This window comes from Diaphorobacter sp. JS3050, assembly GCF_013154915.1.
GTDB classification, from domain to species: domain Bacteria; phylum Pseudomonadota; class Gammaproteobacteria; order Burkholderiales; family Burkholderiaceae_C; genus Diaphorobacter; species Diaphorobacter nitroreducens.
On sequence record NZ_CP053553.1, the window covers coordinates 3,813,778 to 3,836,456 of the forward strand.

15 protein-coding genes are annotated in these 22,679 nt (G+C 68.9%); 7 read left to right on the top strand and 8 right to left on the bottom strand.

Features of this window, described 5'->3' with window-relative positions:
- Nucleotides 1-12 precede the first annotated feature (12 nt).
- Both secD and yajC read right to left on the bottom strand, forming a co-directional pair.
- Nucleotides 13-1,911: a protein translocase subunit SecD gene (gene secD / locus HND92_RS18160; protein WP_172208912.1), complete on the bottom strand. Its 1,899-nt coding sequence runs from the start codon at nt 1,909-1,911 to the stop codon at nt 13-15.
- 94 nt (nt 1,912-2,005) lie between these two features.
- Entirely contained in the window at nt 2,006-2,338 is a 333-nt protein-coding gene (gene yajC, locus HND92_RS18165; RefSeq protein ID WP_015914577.1) for a preprotein translocase subunit YajC, read from the bottom strand.
- A gap of 391 nt (nt 2,339-2,729) precedes the next feature.
- Here yajC and HND92_RS18170 point away from each other — a divergent pair, with 391 nt between their 5' ends.
- Nucleotides 2,730-3,860 (top strand): mechanosensitive ion channel family protein, encoded by a 1,131-nt coding sequence (locus HND92_RS18170; protein ID WP_172208914.1) that lies wholly within the window; start codon nt 2,730-2,732, stop codon nt 3,858-3,860.
- 92 nt (nt 3,861-3,952) lie between these two features.
- On the opposite strand, the gene HND92_RS18175 is transcribed toward HND92_RS18170, so the two are convergent.
- Nucleotides 3,953-7,573 carry an indolepyruvate ferredoxin oxidoreductase family protein gene (locus HND92_RS18175; protein ID WP_172208916.1) on the bottom strand — a complete coding sequence of 1,207 codons (3,621 nt, stop codon included), beginning with the start codon at nt 7,571-7,573 and terminating at the stop codon, nt 3,953-3,955.
- A 176-nt stretch (nt 7,574-7,749) separates the two neighbouring features.
- Here HND92_RS18175 and HND92_RS18180 point away from each other — a divergent pair, with 176 nt between their 5' ends.
- The 4 genes from HND92_RS18180 to HND92_RS18195 all read left to right on the top strand — a co-directional run bounded on the left by HND92_RS18180 (nt 7,750) and on the right by HND92_RS18195 (nt 12,508).
- The gene (locus HND92_RS18180) at nt 7,750-8,256 is read left to right on the top strand and encodes an Lrp/AsnC family transcriptional regulator (protein WP_011807092.1); all 507 of its coding nucleotides are present in this window, start codon (nt 7,750-7,752) and stop codon (nt 8,254-8,256) included.
- A 300-nt stretch (nt 8,257-8,556) separates the two neighbouring features.
- Nucleotides 8,557-9,414, top strand: a complete 858-nt coding sequence (locus HND92_RS18185; protein ID WP_011807093.1) for a DUF6502 family protein — start codon at nt 8,557-8,559, stop codon at nt 9,412-9,414.
- Nucleotides 9,415-9,434: 20 nt separating this feature from the next.
- Nucleotides 9,435-10,733: a DUF5666 domain-containing protein gene (locus tag HND92_RS19455; protein ID WP_253940069.1), complete on the top strand. Its 1,299-nt coding sequence runs from the start codon at nt 9,435-9,437 to the stop codon at nt 10,731-10,733.
- A gap of 74 nt (nt 10,734-10,807) precedes the next feature.
- Nucleotides 10,808-12,508, top strand: a complete 1,701-nt coding sequence (locus HND92_RS18195; RefSeq protein ID WP_172208918.1) for an MFS transporter — start codon at nt 10,808-10,810, stop codon at nt 12,506-12,508.
- Between the two features lie 117 nt (nt 12,509-12,625).
- Here HND92_RS18195 and HND92_RS18200 read toward each other — a convergent pair whose 3' ends face one another.
- Nucleotides 12,626-13,834: a murein transglycosylase A gene (locus HND92_RS18200; RefSeq protein ID WP_162844526.1), complete on the bottom strand. Its 1,209-nt coding sequence runs from the start codon at nt 13,832-13,834 to the stop codon at nt 12,626-12,628.
- Here HND92_RS18200 and HND92_RS18205 point away from each other — a divergent pair.
- Entirely contained in the window at nt 13,767-13,913 is a 147-nt protein-coding gene (locus tag HND92_RS18205; protein WP_172208921.1) for a hypothetical protein, read from the top strand. The two genes, HND92_RS18200 and HND92_RS18205, sit on opposite strands and share 68 nt — an antisense overlap.
- A gap of 190 nt (nt 13,914-14,103) precedes the next feature.
- On the top strand, nt 14,104-14,754 hold the full coding sequence (locus tag HND92_RS18210) for an OmpA family protein (RefSeq protein ID WP_011807097.1): 651 nt from the start codon (nt 14,104-14,106) through the stop codon (nt 14,752-14,754).
- A gap of 90 nt (nt 14,755-14,844) precedes the next feature.
- Here the strand turns inward: HND92_RS18210 and HND92_RS18215 are convergent, their stop codons facing one another.
- The 4 genes from HND92_RS18215 to HND92_RS18230 are packed head-to-tail and all read right to left on the bottom strand — an operon-like array spanning nt 14,845 to nt 22,575.
- The gene (locus tag HND92_RS18215; protein WP_011807098.1) at nt 14,845-15,495 is read right to left on the bottom strand and encodes a response regulator transcription factor; all 651 of its coding nucleotides are present in this window, start codon (nt 15,493-15,495) and stop codon (nt 14,845-14,847) included.
- A complete protein-coding gene (locus HND92_RS18220; protein ID WP_172208923.1) occupies nt 15,495-17,645 on the bottom strand; it encodes a nitrogen regulation protein NR(II) in 2,151 nt (716 codons plus the stop codon). The genes HND92_RS18215 and HND92_RS18220 overlap by 1 nt, the downstream gene beginning before the upstream one ends.
- Nucleotides 17,645-18,460: a carbon-nitrogen hydrolase family protein gene (locus HND92_RS18225; RefSeq protein ID WP_172208925.1), complete on the bottom strand. Its 816-nt coding sequence runs from the start codon at nt 18,458-18,460 to the stop codon at nt 17,645-17,647. The genes HND92_RS18220 and HND92_RS18225 overlap by 1 nt, the downstream gene beginning before the upstream one ends.
- Nucleotides 18,457-22,575 (bottom strand): YhdP family protein, encoded by a 4,119-nt coding sequence (locus HND92_RS18230; RefSeq protein WP_172208927.1) that lies wholly within the window; start codon nt 22,573-22,575, stop codon nt 18,457-18,459. The genes HND92_RS18225 and HND92_RS18230 overlap by 4 nt, the downstream gene beginning before the upstream one ends.
- Between the last annotated feature and the right edge of the window lie 104 nt (nt 22,576-22,679).

Consider the following 22,679-nt stretch of genomic DNA (forward strand, 5'->3'; position numbering starts at 1 on the left):
TTTTCCCCTTTCTTAGTTGCTGTTGCCGCGGGCAGCCACCGAGCGGTGCTCATCGCCCTCGGGCTTCCACACCTGGCCGATGGACACGCTCTTGAGCTTCTTCTTGCGGCCATACCAGAGGTTGACCAGGCCACGCGAGAAGAACACCGCCGAGAACATGCTGATCAGGATGCCGATGCAGTGCACCACGGCAAAGCCGCGCACCGGCCCCGTGCCGAAGGCCAGCAGCGCCAGGCCCGCAATCAGCGTGGTGACGTTGGAGTCCAGGATGGTGGCCCAGGCGCGCTCGTAGCCCGTGGCGATCGCCGCCTGCGGGGCCACGCCAGCGCGCAGTTCCTCGCGGATGCGCTCGTTGATCAGCACGTTGGAGTCGATGGCCACGCCCAGCGCCAGGGCCATGGCGGCGATGCCGGGCAGGGTCAGCGTGGCCTGCAGCATCGACAGGATGGCGATCAGCAGCAGCACGTTCACGCCCAGCGCGATCGTGGAGAACACGCCGAACAGCCTGTAGTACACGCACATGAAGGCCGCGATGGCCACCATGCCCCAGACCACCGACTGGATACCCCGTTCGATGTTGTCGGCACCCAGGCTCGGGCCGATGGTGTATTCCTCGATGATCTCCATGGGCGCGGCCAGCGAGCCGGCGCGCAGCAGCAGTGCGGTGTCGTTGGCCTCGGCCGTGGTCATGCGGCCGGAGATCTGCACGCGACCACCGCCAATCTCGCTGCGGATCACGGGCGCGGTCACCACCTCGCCCTTGCCCTTTTCGAACAGCACGATGGCCATGCGCTTGCCCACGTTCTCGCGCGTGATGTCCTTGAAGATGCGCGAGCCCTTGGCGTCCAGCGTGAGGTTCACGGTGGGCTCCTGGGTCTGGCCGTCGAATCCTGGCTGCGCGTCGGTGAGGTTCTCGCCGGTCAGCACGACCTGCTTCTTCACGATCACGGCCTGGCCGTTGCGGTCCAGGTATTTCTCGGCACCGAACGGCACGGGGCCCGTACCCATTTCGGCGGCGCGCGCCTCGGTGCCCTCGTCCACCATGCGCACTTCCAGCGTGGCGGTGCGGCCCAGGATGTCCTTGGCCTTGGCCGTGTCCTGCACGCCGGGCAGCTGCACCACGATGCGGTCCAGGCCCTGCTGCTGGATCACGGGCTCGGCCACGCCCAGTTCGTTGATACGGTTGTGCAGTGTGACCATGTTCTGCTTCAAGGCCTGCTCTTGCACCTTGCGCAGGGCCTCGGGCTTGATGGTGGCGCGCAGGCGCATACCGTCGCCGTCGGCGCTGCTCACGACCGCCAGGTCCGGGAACTGGTCGGCGATCAGGTTGCGTGCCGCCGTGAGCGTGGCCTCGTCGCGCACGCGGATGTCCACGGCCTGCCCTTCGCGGCCGATGCCGCCGTGCCGGATGTTCTTCTCGCGCAGCGCGCTGCGCAGGTCGCCTGCGTACGACTCGATCTTCTTCGTGATCGCCGCCTGCATGTCCACCTGCAGCATGAAGTGCACGCCGCCGCGCAGGTCCAGGCCGAGGTACATGGGCCGTGCATGCAGCGCGGTGAGCCAGTCGGGCGAGCGCGACACGAGGTTCAGCGCCACGATGTAGGAAGGATCGCTCGGGTCGGGGATCAGGGCCTTCTCGATCGCGTCCTTGGCCTTGAGCTGGTTGTCCGGCGTGTCAAAGCGCGCGCGCACCGAGTTGCCGTCGAACACGATGGAGTCCGAGGCCACGTTGGCGGCTTTCAGCGCGTCCTCGACGCGCTGCTGAACCGCGGCGTCGACCTTCAGCGTGGCCTTGGCCGACGACACCTGCACCGCGGGCGCCTCGCCAAAGAAGTTGGGCAGGGTATACAGGGCCCCAATGAGCAACACGATCACCAGGATCGCGTACTTCCAGACCGGATAACGGTTCATGATCGCGCTCTTCAATCCATGCGGGGCAGCGGCCGCGGGATGCGGCGCAGCACTGCCCTCATAACAAGGCCCGTGGGCCTACAGCCGGGACGGTTTACTTGACCGTGCCCTTGGGCAGCACCTGGGCCACGGCGCTGCGCTGCACCTGCACCTGCACGCCAGGCGCAATCTCCAGTTGCAGGTAGCCTTCGCTCAGGCCCGCCACCTTGCCCAGCAAGCCGCCGGCCGTGGCCACTTCGTCGCCCTTGGCCAGCGCGTCGATCATGGCGCGGTGCTCTTTCTGGCGCTTCATCTGGGGACGGATCATGATGAAGTACAGCACCACGAACATCAGCACCAGCGGCAGCATGCTGGTGAGCGATCCCATCAGGCCGGCCTCGGCGGCTGCGGCGGGGGCGGTCTGTGCAAAGGCAGAAGAAATCAACACGGGAAGGACTCCACTGGTAGTAATAGGTGCAAAGGGGCTTCGCCGGGAGGCGCCAGGGCCTGCGGGCGGTGAGCCGGCCATTGTATGCGGGGGGCTGCCGGCCAGGGCTGCGCGCACCGGCGGCCGGCGGGCTGCGGGCGCCCTCTGGAATTCAGCATCAAAACACCTTGCAACGCCCGTCCAATGAGCGCCAACAGCTATCACATATATAGCATAAAGCCCCGGACCAGGGGCGGTTAATGCATCGGATGCGACGCGCACATCGTCGGCCTGGGCCTACGCCGGCGCCTGGCAGGGCTTCGTAGCATGCCTGTGTGCCGCCCGCGGCGGCCGGCGCCGCGCCGCGGCCCCTTCCCTCCCACCCCCCGTGTCAAGAAAGGAAACGCTTTCCATGGATTTCGCATCGGTATCCGCCTGGCTGGAGACAGAGTGGTTCTGGGGCATGTCCGCTGCCGAGGTATTGGCGGCGGCGGCCACGGCCATGGGCATCTACCTGGCGCTCACGCTGCTGCTGCGCTGGGCCGTCGCGCATGCCGACCGCAAATCCGGCGGCGGCGATGCCGGCGCGGCAAGCCTGCTGGCGCAGGTGCTCGCTGGAACCAGCCGTCTGCTCATCCTGCTGGCAGCACTGCTGGTGGGCACCGGCATGCTGGACCTGCCCGGGCGTTGGCATGACCGTGTGAGCCAGCTCTGGTTCCTGGCCGTGGCGGTGCAGCTGGGGCTGTGGGGCACGCGCGCCATCAGTCTGGGGGTCGAACGCTACCGGCGCCACCATGGCGCCGCGGGCACGGGGCAGATCAGCGCCTCGGCCACGCTCATGTCCTGGGGGCTGCGCACGCTGGTGTGGGCCACGGTGCTGCTGGCCATCCTCTCGAACCTGGGGGTGAACATCACCGCCTTCCTGGCCAGCCTGGGCGTGGGCGGCATTGCGGTGGCGCTGGCAGTGCAAAGCGTGCTGGGCGATCTGTTCGCCTCCATGGCGATCGCGGTGGACAAGCCCTTCGAGGTGGGCGACTTCATCGTCGTGGGTCCCATCGCAGGCACCGTGCAGCAGGTGGGCGTAAAGACCACGCGCATCCGCGCCCTGAGCGGGGAACAGGTGGTGATGAGCAACACCGAGCTGCTCAAGCAGACCATCAACAACTATCGCCACATGCGCGAGCGCCGCATCGTGTTTGGCTTTGGCGTGGCGCAGGACACCTCGCCCGCGCAGGCGCAGGCCCTGGCACAAGCGGTGCGCGACATCATCGAGGCCGAACCGCAACTGCGCTTCGACCGCGCGCATTTCAAGGGATTTGGCGCCAGCTCGCTCGATTACGAAGTGGTCTACATCGTCAAAGACCCGGACTACAACCTCTACATGGACCTGCAGCAGCGCATCAACCTGGCGTTGCTGGGCCGGCTGCAGGCGCTGGGCATGCGGCTGGCGGTGCCGGTCAGCCGCGTGCAGCTGGCCGACCCGCCGGCCGGGCAGGAAGGCCCGTCCAGTGCGGCCGGCATGCCCATTCCTCAGAACGCGTGAACGACCGCGCTGCCCTCGGTCAGGCCGCGACGGGCGGGGTCAGAAGGAATAGGCGGGGAAGGAATAGGCGGGCATGACAGGCCCGCCCAGTCTCAGGCCACTTGGCGGGGCGCACCCGCGTGTGGGGCGCGCCAGCGGTCCATGAGCGCGAACCACTTCTTGCGCGCGGCCTGCAGGTGGCGCTCCTTCACATGGCCGTAGCCGCGGATGTCCTCAGGGATACGCGCGATCTCCACCGCCAGCGCCAGGCGCTCGGCCGTCAGGCCCTTCAGCAGTTCCTCGATGCAGGCGCGGTATTCGCGGATCAGCGCGCGCTCGGTCTTGCGTTCCTCGGTCCTGCCGAAGACATCGAGCGCCGTGCCGCGCAGCCCCTTCATGCGAGCCAGCACGCCGAAGGCCTTGCGCATCCAGGGCCCGTAGCTTTGCTTGACCAGCTCGCCCTTGTCGTTGTGCTTGGCCAGCAGTGGGGGCGCCAGGTGGTGCACCAGCTTGTAATCGCCTTCGTACATCGCGGCGATCTTGTCGGTGAACGCCTTGTCGGTGTGCAGCCGCGCCACTTCGTACTCATCCTTGTAGGCCATCAGCTTGAACAGGTAGCGCGCCACCGCCTCAGTGAGGCGCGTGCCCTGGCCCAGTGAATCCTCGGCCGCGCGCACCTTGTCCACGAAGGCCTGGTACTCGGCCGCATAGGCGGCGTTCTGGTAGCCCGTGAGGAAGTCCACACGCTTGGCGACCATCTCGGCCAAGCCGGGCTTCTTCACGAACTGGATCACCTGCGCGGCCTGGAACAGCGCCTGCACCTCGGCCAGGTTGTGCGCGCAGCGGCGTCCCCACTCGAAGGCGGCCTTGTTGTTCTCCACCTGCACGCCATTGAGCTCCATGGCGCGCATGAGCGCGGCGTGGGACAGCGGCACGCGGCCCTTCTGCCACGCATAGCCCAGCATCAGCGGGTTGGTGTAGATGCTGTCACCCAGCAACTGGCTGGCCACCTGCTCGGCGTCGAACACACCCAGCAGCTCGGCGCCCACCGCCTGGGCGATGGCGGCCTCGCAGCCGTCAGCCGGGAACTGCCAATTGGGGTTGTGCACAAAGGCCGCGGCCGGTGTGCCGTGGCTGTTGAGGGCGACAAAGGTGCGCCCCGGCTGCATGGCGGCCAACGTGGCCTTGTTCGCGGCAACGATGGGGTCGCAGCCGATCACCAGGTCCGCCTTGGCCGTGTCCACCTTGGTGGTGTGGATGGCCTCGGGGCGGTTGGCGATCTGCACATGGCTCCAGGTGGAGCCGCCCTTTTGCGCCAGGCCCGCCGCGTCCTGCGTGATGACGCCCTTGCCCTCCAGGTGCGCGGCCATGCCCAGCAGGGACCCGATGGTGATCACGCCCGTGCCGCCCACGCCAGCCACGACGATGCCCCACGCGGCTTCGGCCGCCGGCAGCACCGGCTCGGGGATGGGCGCCATCGTGGACAGGTCGCCCTTCTTCTCCTTCTTGGGTTTCTTGAGCTGGCCGCCCTCGACGGTGACGAAGCTCGGGCAGAAGCCCTTCACGCAGGAATAGTCCTTGTTGCAGGTGCTCTGGTTGATGCGGCGCTTGCGGCCGAACTCGGTCTCCACCGGCTCCACCGACAGGCAGTTGGACTGCACCGAGCAATCGCCGCAGCCCTCGCACACCAGCTCGTTGATGACCACGGTCTTGGCGGGTGTGGCCAGCAGGCCGCGCTTCCTGCGGCGGCGCTTCTCGGTCGCGCAGGTCTGGTCATAGATGATGGCCGTGCAGCCTGCGATCTCGCGGAACTCACGCTGGATGCGGTCCAGCTCGTCGCGGTGGAAGACTTCAACGCCCGGCGGCAGGTCGTTGAGCAGCTCGGGGTGGCCGACGCGCGCGGCGTTGGCCGGGTGCGTGCGGCCGTGGTACTTCTCGGGCTCGTCCGTCACCACCGCCAGCCGGACCACGCCCTCGGCGCGCAGGCTGTGGGCGATCTGCGCCACCGAGTGCCCTTCGGGGCGCTCGCCCACCTGCTGGCCGCCGGTCATGGCCACGGCGTCGTTGTAGAGGATCTTGTAGGTGATGTTGGCGCCCGAGGCGATGCTCTGGCGGATCGCCAGCAGGCCGCTGTGGAAGTAGGTGCCGTCGCCCAGGTTGGCGAACACGTGCTTGTCCTTGGTGAACGGCGCCTGGCCCACCCAGGTCACGCCCTCGCCGCCCATCTGCGTGAAGGTGCTCGTGGCGCGGTCGGGCATCCAGTTGGCCATGTAGTGGCAGCCAATGCCGGCCACGGCGCGCGAGCCCTCGGGCACGCGGGTGCTGGTGTTGTGCGGGCAGCCGCTGCAGAACCACGGCATGCGCTCGCCGGTGTCGGTCTTCACCTCCAGCAGGCCGCGCTCGCGCGCCTCCACCACGGAGATGCGCGCGTCCATGCGCGCCACGATGTCCTCGGGCACGCCCAGCTTCTTCAGGCGTTTGGCGATCGCCTTGGCGATGATGGCCGGCGTCAGGTCGGCCTTGGGCCGCAGCAGCCAGTTCTGGCTGGGATTGGGCATGCTCCATTCGCCGCCGGAGTTGTCACCCTCGATCTCGTCGAACTTGCCCAGCACGTTGGGACGCACGTCGGCGCGCCAGTTGTAGAGCTCTTCCTTGATCTGGTATTCGATGACCTGGCGTTTTTCCTCCACCACCAGGATCTCCTGCAGGCCCTGCGCGAAGTCGCGCGTGATGGTGGCTTCGAGCGGCCACACCACGTTGACCTTGTGCACGCGGATGCCCAGCTGACGGCAGGTGTCGTCGTCCAGGCCCAGGTCCACCAGTGCCTGGCGCGTGTCGTTGTACGCCTTGCCGCTGGCGATGATGCCGAAGCGGTCCTGCGGGCCCTGGATCACGTTGTAGTTGAGCTTGTTGGCGCGGATGTACGCCAGTGCCGCGTACCACTTGTAGTCCATGAGGCGCGCCTCCTGCTCCAGCGGCGCATCGGGCCAGCGGATGTGCAGGCCGCCGGGCGGCATGGTGAAGTCCTCGGGCATGACGATCTTCACGCGGTCGGGGTCCACAGAGATGCTGCTGGACGACTCCACCACCTCCTGGATGGTCTTGAGTCCGGACCACAGGCCCGAGAAGCGGCTCAGGGCAAAGGCGTGCAGCCCCATGTCCAGAATGTCCTGCACGCTGCTGGGGAAGAACACCGGCAGGCCGCAGGCCTTGAAGATGTGGTCGCTCTGGTGCGCCGCCGTGCTGCTCTTGCTGATGTGGTCGTCGCCCGCCACGGCGATCACGCCGCCATGCCGCGCCGTGCCGGCCATGTTGGCATGCTTGAACACGTCGGAGCAGCGGTCCACGCCCGGGCCCTTGCCGTACCAGATGCCAAACACGCCGTCGTACTTCTTGGACTGGGGGTAGATGTCCAGTTGCTGCGTGCCCCAGACGGCGGTGGCGGCCAGCTCCTCGTTCACGCCGGGCTGGAAGACCACGTGGTGCTCCGCCAGGTGCTTGCGGGCGCCCCACAGGGCCTGGTCGTAGCCGCCCAGGGGCGAGCCACGGTAGCCGCTCACGAAGCCCGCGGTATTCAGGCCCACGGCGGCATCGCGCTGGCGCTGCAGCATGGGCAGGCGCACGAGGGCCTGCACCCCACTCATGAAAGCGCGGCCGTGGCCCAGCGTGTATTTGTCCTCAAGGGTGACCGTCTCCAGCGCGCGGCGGACGTGTTCGGGCAGCGGGGCATTCATGTCTTGTCTCCGTGGGTTCTGTGATCCGCCGCCTCTGTTGGGCGCGGCGTGCGGGACGGTGCCGTGTGGGCGCCACCCGATCTGCGCAGTGTATGCGCGAGACACCGATATGTGTTTGCTTTATTTGCCGCGTTTACCCTGATGCGCGAAAGCTTCTTTCTTAAAACAATCCAAAAATGGAAACCTTGGACAAATACGACATCGCCATCCTGCGCGAGCTGCAGGCCGAGGCGCGCCTGACCAACGCCGAGCTGGCGCAACGCGTAGGCCTGTCCGCTGCACCGTGCTGGCGGCGCGTACGCGCCCTGGAGGAAGCGGGCTACATCCGCGGCTATCACGCGGAAATCGACCGCCACAAGATCGGCCTGGGCGTACTGGCGTTCGTGCGCCTGGACGCCGAGCGCAACACCGGCGACCTGACGCTGGCCATGGAGCAGGCCATCGCGCAGATCCCCGAGGTGGTCTCGTGCCACTACATCAGCGGCACCGGCACCTTCGAGCTGCAGGTGGTGGCGCGCGACCTGGACAGCTTCTCGCAGTTCGCACGCACCGTGCTGCTGAACCTGCCCAACGTGAAGGACATGCACACCAGCTTCTCGCTGGGCGAGGTCAAGGCAGGCGGCGCGCTGCCGTTGGCGCACCTGGGCCCGGTGCGGCCCGTGGTGCGTGGCGCCGCAGCGTAGGGTCACTCCTAATTCAGTAGCTGGCACCGCTTTCCCCATAAGGGTTTGATCGCATTTTCATTGCAACTGGTGCCCGGGCGCCACGATCCCAGCAACCCGCTGAAGCGGCCGCGCATCGGGGCGGCTTCGTTCCAGCGAGGTCAGACTCCAGCGCGTTCAGGGAACATGACGCCAACGGCCATCGCGCCTGGCGGTCCTTCTCCTGGTGTCATGCAGATGGCACACTCGCATTTTTTAGGCACCGCTGGCTGCATGAGCAGTCACACTTGAACGACGAGCCTCTCGCCCTTTCACCTTCCCATGCAAGACCGCCTGAAATGGACGCAGTCCGCGCTGGTACGAATCCTTCGCCCCGCGGTCAGGCTGGCGTTGGCGATGGGACTGAAGCACGCCCAACTCGAAGAAATCCTGAGGGACCTGCTGCTGGAGGAGGCGCGCCACCTCTGGCGCAGCCAAGGCATTCCCGATCCCAACCTGAGCCAGATCTCGGTCACCACCGGTCTCAATCGCAAGGACGTGACCGCCAGAGTGCGCCAAGTACGCGATCCTTTGCCTGCCACCGAAGGGTCGTCGGCCGCCAAGGCTTTCACGGCCTGGTTGCAGCTGGCCGCCGAGGAGCCCAGCCGGCGCCGCCTTCCTATTGTGGACACCGGCCATGGCCCCTCCTTTGAACTGGTGGCGCGTCTCGCCACCCGCGGCGATGTGCACCACAGAACCCTGCTGGAGGAGCTTCAGCGCCTGAATCTGGTCAGGGGGCTGACGGGCGACGGCGAAGGCGAGGTGGAACTGGTGGGCGACGGTTTCATCCCGGGCACCAGTCTGCGGGACATGCTGGCCTTCACCGGGGACAATGTGCGGGACCATCTGCTGGCCGCCGTCAGCAATACCTTGGGGCAGCAGCCCCGGATGCTGGAACGCTCCGTCTATGCCTCGGGCTTGACCGTGTCGGAGTGCGAACGCATCCACCAGTTGGCGCGGGAACATTGGGATTCCGTGCATTACCGCCTGGTACGGGAAATGACCCAGGCCCATGCCTCTGCGGCAGGCATGGGAACGGCACGCATGCGCGTAGGGGTGTATGTCTACCATGAGGACGAGCCGCCGGACGTGAAGCCGACCACCCGTGCAGGCTCTGCAAGGCGCAGGAAAAAAACATGAGGACTGGGATATACGCGCTGATGACCACGCTGGGGCTGGTGCTCGCAGCCTGTGGAGGCGGCGACGGCGTGGGCTCGGGCGGCACCGGCATCGCCATGTCTTCCGTGGCCATTGGCAGCGTCGACAGCCTCGGCGAATCACCCAGCGGGTCGTACATGGTTGTGAACGGCGTGCGCTTCGATATCAGCCACGCCCAGGTGGAAGTGGAAGGCGTCTCGCAGGAAGACGCCAATGGTCAGCAAAGCCTGAAGAGCGGCCAGAGCAGCCTGAAACCTGGCATGACCGTGCAAGTGAACGGCACCCTCGATACCGGATTCAGCACGGGTACGGCCGCGCAGGTACTGTCGATACCGGAGCTACGGGGGGCGGTGGATGCCGTGGACGCGGCGCTGGGGCGCATCGAGGTAATGGGTGCGCGGGTATATGTCGATGACGAGACCGTGCTCGACGGGCTGTCCGGCTTGGCCGCCTTGCAAGTCGGCCAGATCGTGCAGGTACATGCGTTGCCCACCAGCAGTGGGCTGATGCGCGCGACCCGGCTGCAGCTGACCACCGCCACGCTCCCCTCGGTACAGCCCGTGCTGTGGGGCAGCGTGCAGGCCCTCGATACGGTGGCCCGCCGGTTCCAGTTGGGCACGATGCAGATCCAGTATGCACAGGCTGCCTTTCTGAACGGTCTGGAGGCGGGCATGCTGGACAACGGCATGCCGCTGTATGTGCATGCAGCCCAGGCACCGTCCGGCAACGTGCTCGTGGCCCGCTTCCTGCGGCCAGCGCACAGCCTCTCACGCCAGGCAGACACGCCCGTCGTGCTGGAAGGTGTGGTGACGAACTTCGCCTCTGCACAATCCTTTGCGCTGCAAGGCACGGATATCGATGGCTCGGGCGCGCAAATAACCGGGGGGCGGGCTGATGACATCCGCAACGGCGCAACGCTGGAAGTGGCGGGCCGGATGTCTGCCAACGGCGTGCTGGTCGCGCAGCGGATACGCGTGCGGCAGAGGGCCGTAGTTGACCCTCCATCCGCGTTGCCTCCTCCCGCAAACACCAACGGGAACGGGAACGCCGGGGGCAACGGCAACGGGAATGCCGGAGGCAATGGCAACGGGAATGCCGGAGGCAATGGCAACGGGAACGCCGGAGGCAACGGCAATGGGAACGCCGGAGGCAACGGCAACGGGAATGCCGGAGGCAACGGCAACGGGAATGCCGGGGGCAACGGCAACGGGAATGCCGGGGGCAACGGCAATGGGAATGCCGGGGGCAACGGCAACGGCAACGCCGGAGGCAACGGCAACGGCAATTCCAACAGAGGCTGAACACCGTTTCGCGCCCGCCGAGATTGCGGCCCCGGCGCAGCAAGCGCGCCGCATTCCCGTCACAATGGCCACACATGCCGCCCCAGCCCCTCCATGACAGCGGACCGCTGAGTTCACCACCCACACCGCCAGGCCCCGACGCGGCCTCCGCCGCCGCCCACACCGCCGAGGCCGCCGCCACAGCCGAGTTGCAGCACAGCGCGGCGCAGCGTGCGCCGCAGTCGCCCTTCGCGCCGCTGTCGGTGCCGGTGTTCCGCATGCTGTGGCTCACCTGGCTGGCGGCCAACACCTGCATGTGGATGAACGACGTGGCCACTGCCTGGCTGATGACCACGCTGACCGATTCGCCTGCCCTGGTGGCGCTGGTGCAGACGGCCTCGACGCTGCCCGTGTTCCTGCTGGGCCTGCCCAGCGGCGCGCTGGCCGACATCCTGGACCGGCGGCGCTACTTCATGGTCACGCAGTTCTGGGTGGCGGCCGTGGCGGTGGTGCTGTGCGTGGCCATCCTCTGGGGCGGGCTCAACCCCTACCTGCTGCTGGCGCTGACGTTCGCCAACGGCATCGGGCTGGCGATGCGCTGGCCGGTGTTTGCGGCCATCGTGCCGGAGCTGGTGAACCGCCAACAGTTGCCCGCGGCGCTGGCGCTCAATGGCGTGGCCATGAACGCCTCGCGCATCATTGGCCCGCTGGTGGCCGGCGCCATCATCGCCAGCGCGGGCAGCGCCTGGGTGTTCGTGCTGAATGCCGTGCTGTCGCTGGTGGCGGGGTTCACCATCATGCGCTGGCGGCGCCAGCCCATGCCCAACCCGCTGGGGCGCGAGCGCCTGACCAGTGCCATGCGCGTGGGTCTGCAGTTCGTGCGCGAGTCGCCTCCGATGCGCGCCGTGCTGTGGCGCATCTCCATCTTCTTCCTGCATGCCACGGCGCTGCTGGCGCTGCTGCCGTTGGTGGCGCGCGACCTGCAGGGCGGCGGCGCGGGCACCTTCACGCTGCTGCTGGCCTCCATGGGCGCGGGCGCCGTGAGCGCTGCCATGTTCCTGCCACGCCTGCGCCAGATGATGTCGCTGGACCAGCTGGTGGCGCGCGGCACGCTGCTGCAGGCGCTGGCCACCGCCGTGGTCGCCATTGCGCCCAACGTGTACGTGGCGGTGCCGGCCATGCTGGTGGGCGGGGCGGCGTGGATCACCACCGCCAATTCGCTCACGGTGGCCGCACAGCTGGCGCTGCCCAACTGGGTGCGCGCGCGCGGCATGTCCATCTACCAGATGTCCATCATGGGCGCCACGGCCGTGGGCGCGGCGCTGTGGGGGCAGGTCGCCGCACTCTCCAGCGTGCACATGAGCCTGGCATTGGCGGCACTCACCGGGGTGCTGGTGATGGCGCTGGTACAGCGCCTGGTGAGCAACCGCCATGGCGAGGAGGACCTGAGCGCCTCGCGCGCCTTCCAGGCACCGCGGGCCGACAGCCCGCCCGCCGCCGGCCTGCGGCTGGTGGTCAGCATCGAATACTTCATCAACCCCGCACGGGCGGCGGAATTTCGCGCCGTGATGCAGGAAAGCCGCCGCGCGCGCCTGCGCCAGGGCGCCTTGAGCTGGGAGCTGCAGCACGACATCGCCGACCCGCGCCGCTACGTGGAGCGCGTGGTGGACGAATCCTGGACGGAGCACCTGCGGCGCTTTGACCGCGTCACCGCCTCCGACGTGGCGCTGCGCGACAGGCGCTTTGCCTTCCACGTGGGCGACGCGCCGCCCGTGGTGTCGCGCTACGTGGTCTAGGGCGAATGAATCACTACCATATTGATAGCTTTCAGCGCTTGCCTTACGGGCATTTCAGCATCAATTTGGATTGAAATCAGCACAAATCAAGCGCGAACAGCTTCCAAATCAATAGCACTACCGCGGCCACAACGCCCACAGGCGCAGGCCCTGCTTCAGGCGCCCGGCAATCTCGCCCGCCTCGGGGCCCCAGCCGGTGAAGTAATCCGCGCGCACCGCGCCCAGGATGGCGCTGCCCGTGTCCTGCGCCAGCACCAGGCGCGACAACTGCGCCGTGGGGCCGCTGGAGGCCAGCCACACCGGCGTGCCGTAGGGGATGCTCTGGCGGTCCACGGCGATCGAGCGCCCCGGCGTGAGCGGCACGCCCTGCGCGCCCTTGGGCCCGAAGGCGGCGTCCAGCGCGTCCAGCGGCTCCTCGCGAAAGAACACGTAGCGCGGGTTGGACCACAGCATCTCGTTCACGCGCTGCGGATTGGCCCGCACCCAGGCGGTGATGCCGGGCCAGGTGGCGTCGCGCACCAGGCCCTGGTCCAGCAGCCACTTGCCCACGCTCTTGTACGGCTGGTCGTTGGTGCCCGCGAAGGCCAGGCGCACCAGGCGCACGCTGCCGTCCGCCTCCTGCACGCGCAGCCGGCCCGAGCCCTGGATGTGCAGCACCATGGCTTCCACCGGGTCGCGCACCCAGGCGATCGCGCGGCCGGCCAGCGCCGCCTGGGCCTGCGGCAGGGTGTCGATCTGCTGGCGCGTGTACCAGGGCTTGCGCGCCGCCAGATCGGCCGGGGGTGCATACAAAGGCACGCTGAAGCCGTTGCCCGGTTGGCGCGCGGCGTCCAGATAGGGCTCAAAGTAGCCCGTGAGCAGGCCGTCGGCCGCTCCGTCCAGCGACTCGACGCGGTAGGGCTGCAGGCGCTGCATCATCCAGCCGCGCTGCTCCTCGGGCGACGCGATGCTCAGGCGGCGCACATCGCCGCACAGCGGCGCGAACGCCGGCGCGGGGCGCTCGCAGCTGCGCAGCCAGGCGTTCCAGGCCTCGTGCAGCGCATCGCCCTCAAACCCCGGCAACTCGCCCCAGCCCACCGGCACCCAGCGGCTCTTGGACTGCGTGAGCGTGCCCGGCACAGGCACCGGTACAGTGGGCGCGGCGGGCGGCTGCACGGACGGCACGCTGGGCGTCACGGGCGCCGGAGGACGGGTGGAGCACGCGGCCAGCGTTCCTACAATCAGCGCCGATACCACCAGGCGCAGGAGACGAAGATTCATGGGGCTGATTTTGCTTGAAGCATTGCTTGCACTGGTGCTCCTCGTGGGCATTGTCTGGTGGACCATGTTCAGCGGCCGCAAGGGCGGCGAGCCGCCAGCGGCCCCCAGCGAGCCCCCACGGGGCGACGCCCCGCCGCACGACTGAGAGCGCTCGCGGATTCTGGCCGGGAATGAGCGCGGCCCATTGAACGCAGGCCCATCGGCCACGGGTCGCGCACGCGCGTTGCGCCGCGTCCTACAGACGAGGCACCGCTGGATTGCTACGCTGCTCGCACTGGCCCAGCCGCCCGCTCGAGGGCTGCGAGCCGACCGAGCAACAACAAAGGAGTTCTCTCATGCGCAAACCTCTCCTCATCGGCAGTCTCGCGGTGGTCATGCTGGCCACGGGCTGTGCCAACATGACCGACACCCAGCGCCGCACCGCCACCGGCGCCGGCGTGGGTGCGCTGGGCGGCGCAGCCATCGGCGCCATGACGGGCGGCCATGCGGCGCAGGGCGCCGTGATCGGCGCGGGCGTGGGCGCCCTGGGCACCTACATCTGGTCCCAGCACATGGAGCGCCAAAAGCAGGACATGCAGGCCGCCACCCAGGGCACCGGTGTGACGGTGACGCAGACGCCGGACAACCAGCTCAAGCTGGACATCCCGAGCGATATCTCGTTCGCCACCAACCGCTCGGACATCCAGCCCAACTTCCGCCCCATTCTGGACCGCTTTGCCGAGGGCCTGCGCAACAATCCGAACACCGAGGTGCGCATCGTCGGCCACACCGACTCCACCGGCAGCGATGCGATCAACAACCCGCTGTCGCTGGACCGCGCCGAGAGCACGCGCAACTACCTCACGGCGCGTGGCGTGAACGGCAACCGCATCCACGTGGAAGGCCGTGGCTCGCGTGAACCTGTGGCCTCCAACGACACCTCCGACGGGCGCGCCCGCAACCGCCGCGTGGAGATCTATGTGGGCGAGCGCCAGGGCCGCGGCTGATCTGCGGCGGGCCGTCGGCGCGGCAATCCTGCCCGCGCCGACGATGTGAAGACGAAGACGACGCGCGCCCGCAAGGGCCCGCGTCTTTTTTTACGCCGGTGGCGCGGCGCGCAGCAGGTTGGCAAGCTCCACCGCCGACTTGACCTGCATCTTGTCGAACACGCGCGCGCGGTGCACCTCCACCGTGCGCACGCTGATGTCGAGCTGATCGGCGATGAGCTTGTTGGGCAGGCCTTCGACCACCAGCCGCATCACATCGCGCTCGCGGTCGGTCAGGTCGGCCAGCCGGTCCTGCAGTTCGTGGCGCGCGCGGCAGGCCTCGATGTGCCGGGCCGACAGCTCCAGCGCTGCTTGTATCCGGTCCACGAGCTGATTGTCGGAAAACGGCTTCTCGCAGAAGTCGAACGCGCCGCGCTTGACCGTGGCCACGGCGGTGGGCACGTCGGCGTGGCCCGTGAGGAAGATCACCGGCATGCCCGCGGTGTCGCCGCGCTCCACCATCTTGTCGAACAGCGCCAGGCCGCTCATGCCGCCCGGCATGCGCACGTCCAGCAGCAGGCAGCAGGGCTGGCGCTGCATGAGGCCGCTGGCGGTGCGCTCGGCCAGCATGGTCTCGAACGCTTCGGCGCTGGCGAACGCCTCGCTGAGCACACGGCGCGAGCGCAGCAGCCAAGCCAGCGCCTCGCGCACCTCGGCGTCGTCGTCCACGATGTACACAGTGGCGTTGGAGGCGGGTTCCATCAGGGGTCGGCTTTCTGAAATGCGGGCAGGGTGAAAGTGAATACCGTACCACGCGGCTCACGCGCCGCATGGTCCAGAAAGCCCCCATGCTGCTCCACCACGGTGCGGCACAGGCTCAGCCCCAGGCCCATGCCCTCGACGCGCGTGGTGTAGAACGGCGTGAACAGGCGCTCGGCCACGTCCTCGGGAATGCCCATGCCCATGTCGGCCACCGAGAACTCCAGCCAGCTGTTGGACGCATTGGAGGCCGCGCGCCGCACCCGCAGATCGAGGATGCGCGGATGGATCTGCGGGTCGTCCATGGACTGCATGGCGTTGCGCGTGAGGTTCAACAGCACCTGCTCGACCATGGTGCGGTCGCACAGCGCGGGCGGCAGGCCGTCCTCGATCGACAGCACCACGCGCACGCCCAGCTTGCGCGCCTGCAGCCGGATGATGGGCAGCACCGCATCGAACAGGTCCTGCGCGGTGACCGGCTCGCGGGTCTGGTCGCGGCGCCGCACGAAGTCGTGCACGCTCTTGATCACGCGGCCCGCGCGCTCGGCCTGCGCTGCAATGCGCTGCACGCCCACGCGCACGTCCTGCAGGTCCTGGGGCGACGGCAACTCGGCGCCCGGCGCCGGCTCCAGCAGGTTGAGCGAGCCGTTGGCATAGCTGGAGATGGCCGCCAGCGGCTGGTTCAGTTCATGGCTCAGCAGCGATGCCATCTCCCCCACGGTGGCCAGGCGTGCCGTGGCCTGCAGGCGCTCCTGCGACGTGCGCGACAGCTCCTCCACGCGCCGCTGCTCGCTCACGTCGAGAAACGAGCCCATCCACCCCGTGTGCAGGCCCTGTGCGTTGATCAACGGCGCTTCGTAGATCATGACGGGAAAGCGCGTTCCGTCCCTGCGCATGAAGGTGGATTCGTACCCTTCGCGCGGCGGGTCGAGCCGGCCCGACATGCGCACCACCTGCCGCTCCGCATATTCCTGCGCGTGCTCGGGCGGCCAGTAGGGCAGCGGCGACGTCTGGCCCACCAGCTCGGATGCGGGAAAGCCCACCATGTCGCAGAACGCCGGGTTCACATAGGTGATGCGGCCGTTGAGGTCGCGCGCACGCAGCCCCGTGACCAGCGAGTCCTCCATCGCCTTGCGAAAGGCCAGCGCGTCGCCCAGGTCGCGCTCGGCGCGCAGGCGGCGCCGGTTGTCGCGCACCAGCACCACCAGCACCGACACCAGCGCGATCGACATGGCCGTGACCAGGGCCGTGAGGACGTTGGGAAACACGCTGGGCGCGGCGTGCCAGCCGTCCATGCGCAGCACGAGGGTGTTGCCCGGCAGGTCGAACAGCTGCTGCGCCGTGAACATGCGCGAGCCGCGGCGCAGCGCGCCCACCAGCGCCAGCCGCGTGCCGTCGGCCTCGGTGAACGACACCTCCTGGGTGCGCTGCAGGCTGGGCGCCACCAAGTCCTGCAGCACGGTCTGCAGCGCGTAGGTAGCCACCAGGAAGCCGCGCACGCGTCCGTCCTGGATCAACGGCAGGCAGACCTCCATCATCTCGGCGCCCATGCCGTCGGGCAGGGGCTGGAAATAGCTGCTGGAGTACGACGGGCCGGTGATGCGCCGGGCGTTGGTACAGGCCAGCATGGTCTCCGAATGCGTGCCGCTGCGCGTGGTGGCGTCCCACGGCAGGGGGCGATAGGGCGACTCCGCATGTGCGCGCAGCAGCAGCTGCGTGTCGCGCCATTCGATGCGCACCAGCTCGCGGCGCGTGCTCAGCAGCTCGGCCGCGCGCGCCTCCCACGCGGCCAGATCGGGGTCGCCCGCCTGCAGCGCCTGCAGGTTCTGCAGGTTGTGCGCGAAGGCGTTGCGGATGTCGGCCACGGCGTCGGCAGTGTCGCGTTCCAGGCGGCTCTGCACCTGGCTGGCCTCGTAGCGGCCAGCCAGCCATACCTGGGTGACCAGCATGCCCGCCACCAGCGCCACCAGCAGCGTCCACAGGGACCAGCGCCGCCACGCACCCACCCAGCGGCGCCACCGGCGGGGTACCTTGTCCTGGGGCCCGTCTTCGGGCGCCGAAGGGGGCAGCAGCGACTGCGGGCCCTGCTGCGGGCCCGCAGCACCCCTGTCCCGTCCGCCCGCCGGTCCGCCGCGCTCCACGGTGCCGCCCATCAGAGCACGCAATGCTCAAGCGCCGGCAGCTGGCGGCGCACCTGGCGCAGATGCGCCGCATCCAGCGTACCCAGGACCACGCCCGCGCCCTCGGGCTGCTGGGCCAGCACGCTGCCCCAGGGGTCCACCAGCATGCTGTGGCCCCAGGTGCGCCGGCCGTTCTCGTGCGTTCCGCCCTGCGCCGGCGCCAGCACATAGGCCAGGTTCTCCACGGCGCGCGCACGCAGCAGCACCTCCCAGTGGGCCCGGCCGGTGGTGTAGGTGAAGGCGCTGGGCACCAGCAGCAGGTCGGCACCCGCGCGCGCGTGCTGGCGGTACAGCTCGGGGAAGCGCAGGTCGTAGCACACCGACAACCCCACGCGCCACACGTTGCCATCCCGCGCCGGCAGGGCAAAGCGCACGCTCTCGCGCCCGGCCTGGATCACGCGCGCCTCATCGAAGCATTCAGTGCCGTTGTCGAAGCGGAACAGGTGGATCTTGTCGTAACGCGCCACGCAGTCGCCCGCGGGCGAGAACACCAGCGTGGTGTTGTGCACGCGCTCTTCGCTGTCGCACACCAGCGGCAGCGTGCCGCCCACCACCCACAGGCCCAGCTCGCGCGCCGCTTGCGCCAGAAACCGCTGGACCACGCCGTCGCCCATGGTTTCGCGCAGCGCCAGCTTGTCCGCATCGGCCAGGCCCATGGCGCAGAAATACTCGGGCAGCACCGCCAGCTCCGCGCCCGCCTGCGCCGCCTGCTCCAGCAGATGGCGCGCCTGCGCCAGGTTGCCCTGCAGCGCGACGCCCGAGACCAGTTGCAAGGCTGCGACTTTCATGGTGTGTCTCCTGATGCCGGTGGAACGGTAGGGCTCGCTGCGCCTTCCGGCGCAGCGCTCTTGCGGCGCTGGATGCGCTCCACACGCGGTTCTGACCAGGTGCCGTCGATGCGGAATTCCTGCGTGGCGGCCTGGATCAGCGGGCCGCGCAGGAAAACCTGCGCGAGGAAACTGCCCAGGCCAATGACGGGGTTGATCGCCGTGGCCACGAGGGAAGCCGTCATGGCGTTGATTTCGGGCACGACCACCACGTGCAGGTCCTGCGTCTCGCGTTCGATGTCGGCGCTGCCTTCCATGAGCACGGCGGCATTCACGCCCTTCATCTGCAGAATGTTGGTGGTGGCCACACCGTTTTCGATGCGCATGTCGCCACGCACGAAGTCGAATGCGAAGCCTTCGCTGAACACGTCGCGGAAGTCCAGCGCGAAGCGCCGCGGCAGGGATTGCAGGCTCAACACGCTCAGCAGCTTGGCCAGTCCCGGGTCGGCCTGAAGGAACTGGCCTGCCTCCACGTTCACATTCATCTGGCCGCTCATGGTGCGGTAGTCGGGTGACAACGGCGAGCCCAGCCAACCCACCTGGCCCCCGATGCGTCCCTTGCCGTGGCGCACCACGCCATCCATGCCAAAGCGTGCCAGCAAGGCGCCGCAATCGCGGATGTCCAGCTCGAAGTCCATCACCGTGCGCCGTTGCGCCTGCGCCCCGCTGCCCACCAGCGCCCAGTGGCCCTGCGAGGTCAGCACGGCCTCGGGGGCGGTCAGATTGAACTTGGACAGGCGCCACTCGCGCTGGCCGCCCTCCGTGCCGCGGTTGCGGGCCTCGATCTCGATGCGCCCCAGGCGCCGTCCGCGCAACTCGAAATCCTCCACCACGATGTCCAGCGCCGGCAGCGTGCCCGGTTCGCGCGCATCGAGCAGCGCGTTGACCTGCGTCTCGGCCATCTGCGGAATGGCCAGCCGCGCCAGCCGGGCGTGCAGCAGACCCTGGGCCGCATCGGCACGCGGCGCGGACGCACCGGCAGGGCGGTACTCCAGGTACCCGTCCAGCTCATCGGCATCCACGTTGGCACGCCACACGGCGCCCTGCCGCGACGCGCCCACCACCACGTCGTGCAGCGTGCGCCCATGCAACGTGAGCGTGGCGGCACGCACGGCCAGGCTGGTGGGCAGGTAAACGGTGGCCAGTGCCTCCCCGGAGGGCGCGGGTGCCGGCACTACTGCCTGTGCCTGTGCCGACGGTGCCGAAGGCTCCTGCAACAGCGCCGTCCACGCATCCACGTCCAGCGCACCCAACACGGCGTGTGCCGCGACACCCTGGGCGGGAGGCGCGGGCATCTGCGCCGGCGGCACGCCGATGGCGAGCGCGCCGCGCAGCACGCGCGCCTGCGGCCCGTCCAGTGCGCGCAGGTAGTTGAGCCTGCCCACGTCGCCCAACTCCAGCGTCAATTCGTCCTGCAAGGGCGCGGTATCCGAGGCTGCGGCCTCGGGCGTCAAGCGGTTCTCGAAGCGCACGGGCAACGGGGCCTGCGCTGCCTTGCCCAGTGGCGCGGGCGCCGTCAGCGAAAGACCGACGAGGTCGCTGGCCACCTGCAGTTCGGCCACTCCCCGCCGCACCCCCACGGCCACCGTGTAGGCGGCGCTGCCACTGGCGCCGCGCACCAGCCGCGACACCAGGCCCAGCTGCTGTGCTCCGCGCAGACCCTGGGCGGTGGCTGTGCCGCGCGCACGCACGCGCACCGATGACTCCCCCGCCCCCGCCTGCGCCGCATTCATGCCGCCTTCCAGCCGTACCTCGCCCCCCAGGGCGCGTCCCTGCACGCCCACCAGCGTGAAACCGCTCTGGCTGAACTGCACCACGCCCCGGGCCGCGTTCACCAGGGGCGCCTCGGGCACAAAGTGCACGTCGTTGCCCGCCAGGGTGACGCTGCCGCGCACGGTGGACTGGTCGATGTGGCTGATGGGCAGCGTCAGGCCCAGCTGCAGTTCGGCCACGCCGGTGGCGGCGGCCCGGTCCAGCGCCCCCTGCGTAAGCCGGGAGATGGGCGAGGCGCTCACCAGCGCCAGCATGTCGGGCAGCGGGCCGCGCACGTCGGCCCCGACCACCACTTCGGTGTGCTGCAGGTCCGCGATCTTCGCGTTCACTTTCTGCACCCGCAGCGCGGGATACCCGGCAAAGCGCCCCGTGGCGTTGCGCACTTCCATGCCCGCGCGGTCAAACACCAGCTCCCCCGACAGCGCCGTGAGAGCCGGCCAGGGCCGGTCGCCCGCGTGCAACAGCGCCGGTGGCACGTAGCCGTACGTCACGTCCTTGACACGCGCTGCGATGTGGAATTCGCCCTCGCGCGGAACATGGCCATAGGGAAAGTCGTGCAGGTCGCCCTTCACGCGGAACTGCACCTGGCTGGCGGTCCCCGCAAGGATGGCGTCGCGCACATAGTGCCGCGACTCCGCTGGCACGGTGAGCGGCAGGTAGCGATGCACGCGCGTGCCATCGGCCCGCGACAGCGTGCCCGACAGGTCCAGCACCCCCGGAAAGCGCGCGCGCGCAGGCGACGCCGCAGGGTCGCCCGTGTGCCAGCTCAGCCGCGCCTCGCCCTGGGCGTCCGCATTGGCAAAGCGCAGCTGGCTGGTCTGGACCGCGATGCGCTCGCCCTCGATCTGCCAGCGCACCCCCGCTTCCAGCCGCTGCACGGGCACTACGGGCTCCTCAAACACGCCGGGCAGGCGCAGCGTCCCGTCGGCCATGGCCAACTCGGCCTGCCCACCCGCCTGGGTGAGATCGAAAGACACCTGCGCACCACTGAGACCTGCGACGGTAGGCACGGCGTCGTCCGCCGCCAGCGCCAACCCTGCGACCTTGCCGCGAACCTGGTACTTCTGCGGCTGCGCCAGCGGCCCTTGCCATTCGGCCCGCAACTGCTCCACCAGACCGCGCGGCGCATAGTCGCGCACCGCACCGAGCACGGTGTCGCCCAGCGGCAGCCGGCTCGCGATCTGCGCCAGGGCGGCCAGGTCCAGCCGGTCGGCCTGCAGTTCGCCACGCTCTCGGCCTGCCTGGCCCTGTCCGCTGTGGCGCAGCGCCAGATTGCCGCCGGGCCAGCGCAGGCCATCGTCGGCCACGAACTGCAGATTCTGGGTGGACAGCTCAAAGCCGTGGTCCAGCCAGCGACCGCCCACCCGCCCCGTCACCGTGCGCAGCGCCAGTGGGCGCAGGTTCTTGCCCAGGGTAGCGTTGACCTCGTCGAGTGCCATGTCCACCGTGCCGCCGCCGATCTGGCCGCGCTGCACATCCACCCACGCGCGCACGGCGCCCCGGCCCTGCGCGACCTGCAGCCCCTCCAGATCGGCGTGCCGGTGCAGGCGCGACACGTCCACGCGCGGGAAGTGGGCGAACAGCTCGCCGCTCCAGCGCTGCCAGTCGCCGCTGTGCGTGGACAGCAGCGGCTGGCGGAACTGGCCGCGCAAGGTGAAGGGTGCGCCCCATTCGGCGGGCGGCGTGGCGTCCAGGCGCACCTGGTGGCGGCGCGCGCTGTTGCGCAGCACCACACTCACCTCGGTGAGCGCCAGCGGCTCGGCGCCACGCAGCTCGTCGGTCCAGCGCAGCGTGCCGGCGCGAATCGCCACCTCGGCCTGGGAGAACAGCCAGTCGGCCGCCGCACTGTCGCCCTCGGCGCTGTCGCGGAAGGCCAGGCCCGCGATGACGATGCGCCCGTCGCGCTCGCGGCGCATGTCCAGCTCGGGGCCTTCGATATAGATCTGCTCGAACCCAAAGCGCAGCAGCGAGCGCGGCGACAGCGCCACAACCACGCGCGGCAGGCGCAGCGCCTCGCGCCCCTGGGCGTCCAGCAGGGCCACGTCCTTCAGCTCCACCGAGGGGATCAGCCCCTCGCTGCGCGCGCTGATGGAATGGATGCGCACAGGTACCCCCAGTGCGCGTTGGGCCTGCTGTTCCAGCTGCGGACGGAAGTCGCCGATACGCGGCACAATCCAGCCATGCAGCCCCCCCCAGGCGGCCGCCAGCAGCAACCAGAAGGTCACCAAGGCGACCAATCCCCATCGCGCACAGCCCGCCACGAGTTTGAGAAGGCGGGAGGGATGGGGAGGAGACTCTGTCATGGCGGGCGAAACGATGGCAGGAATTATGACCCGCACATCCCCTGAGGGTTCAGCACCCCACGGTGTCGTTATGTACGGCCGCGCCCCGGCGCGGGCCGCGAGCA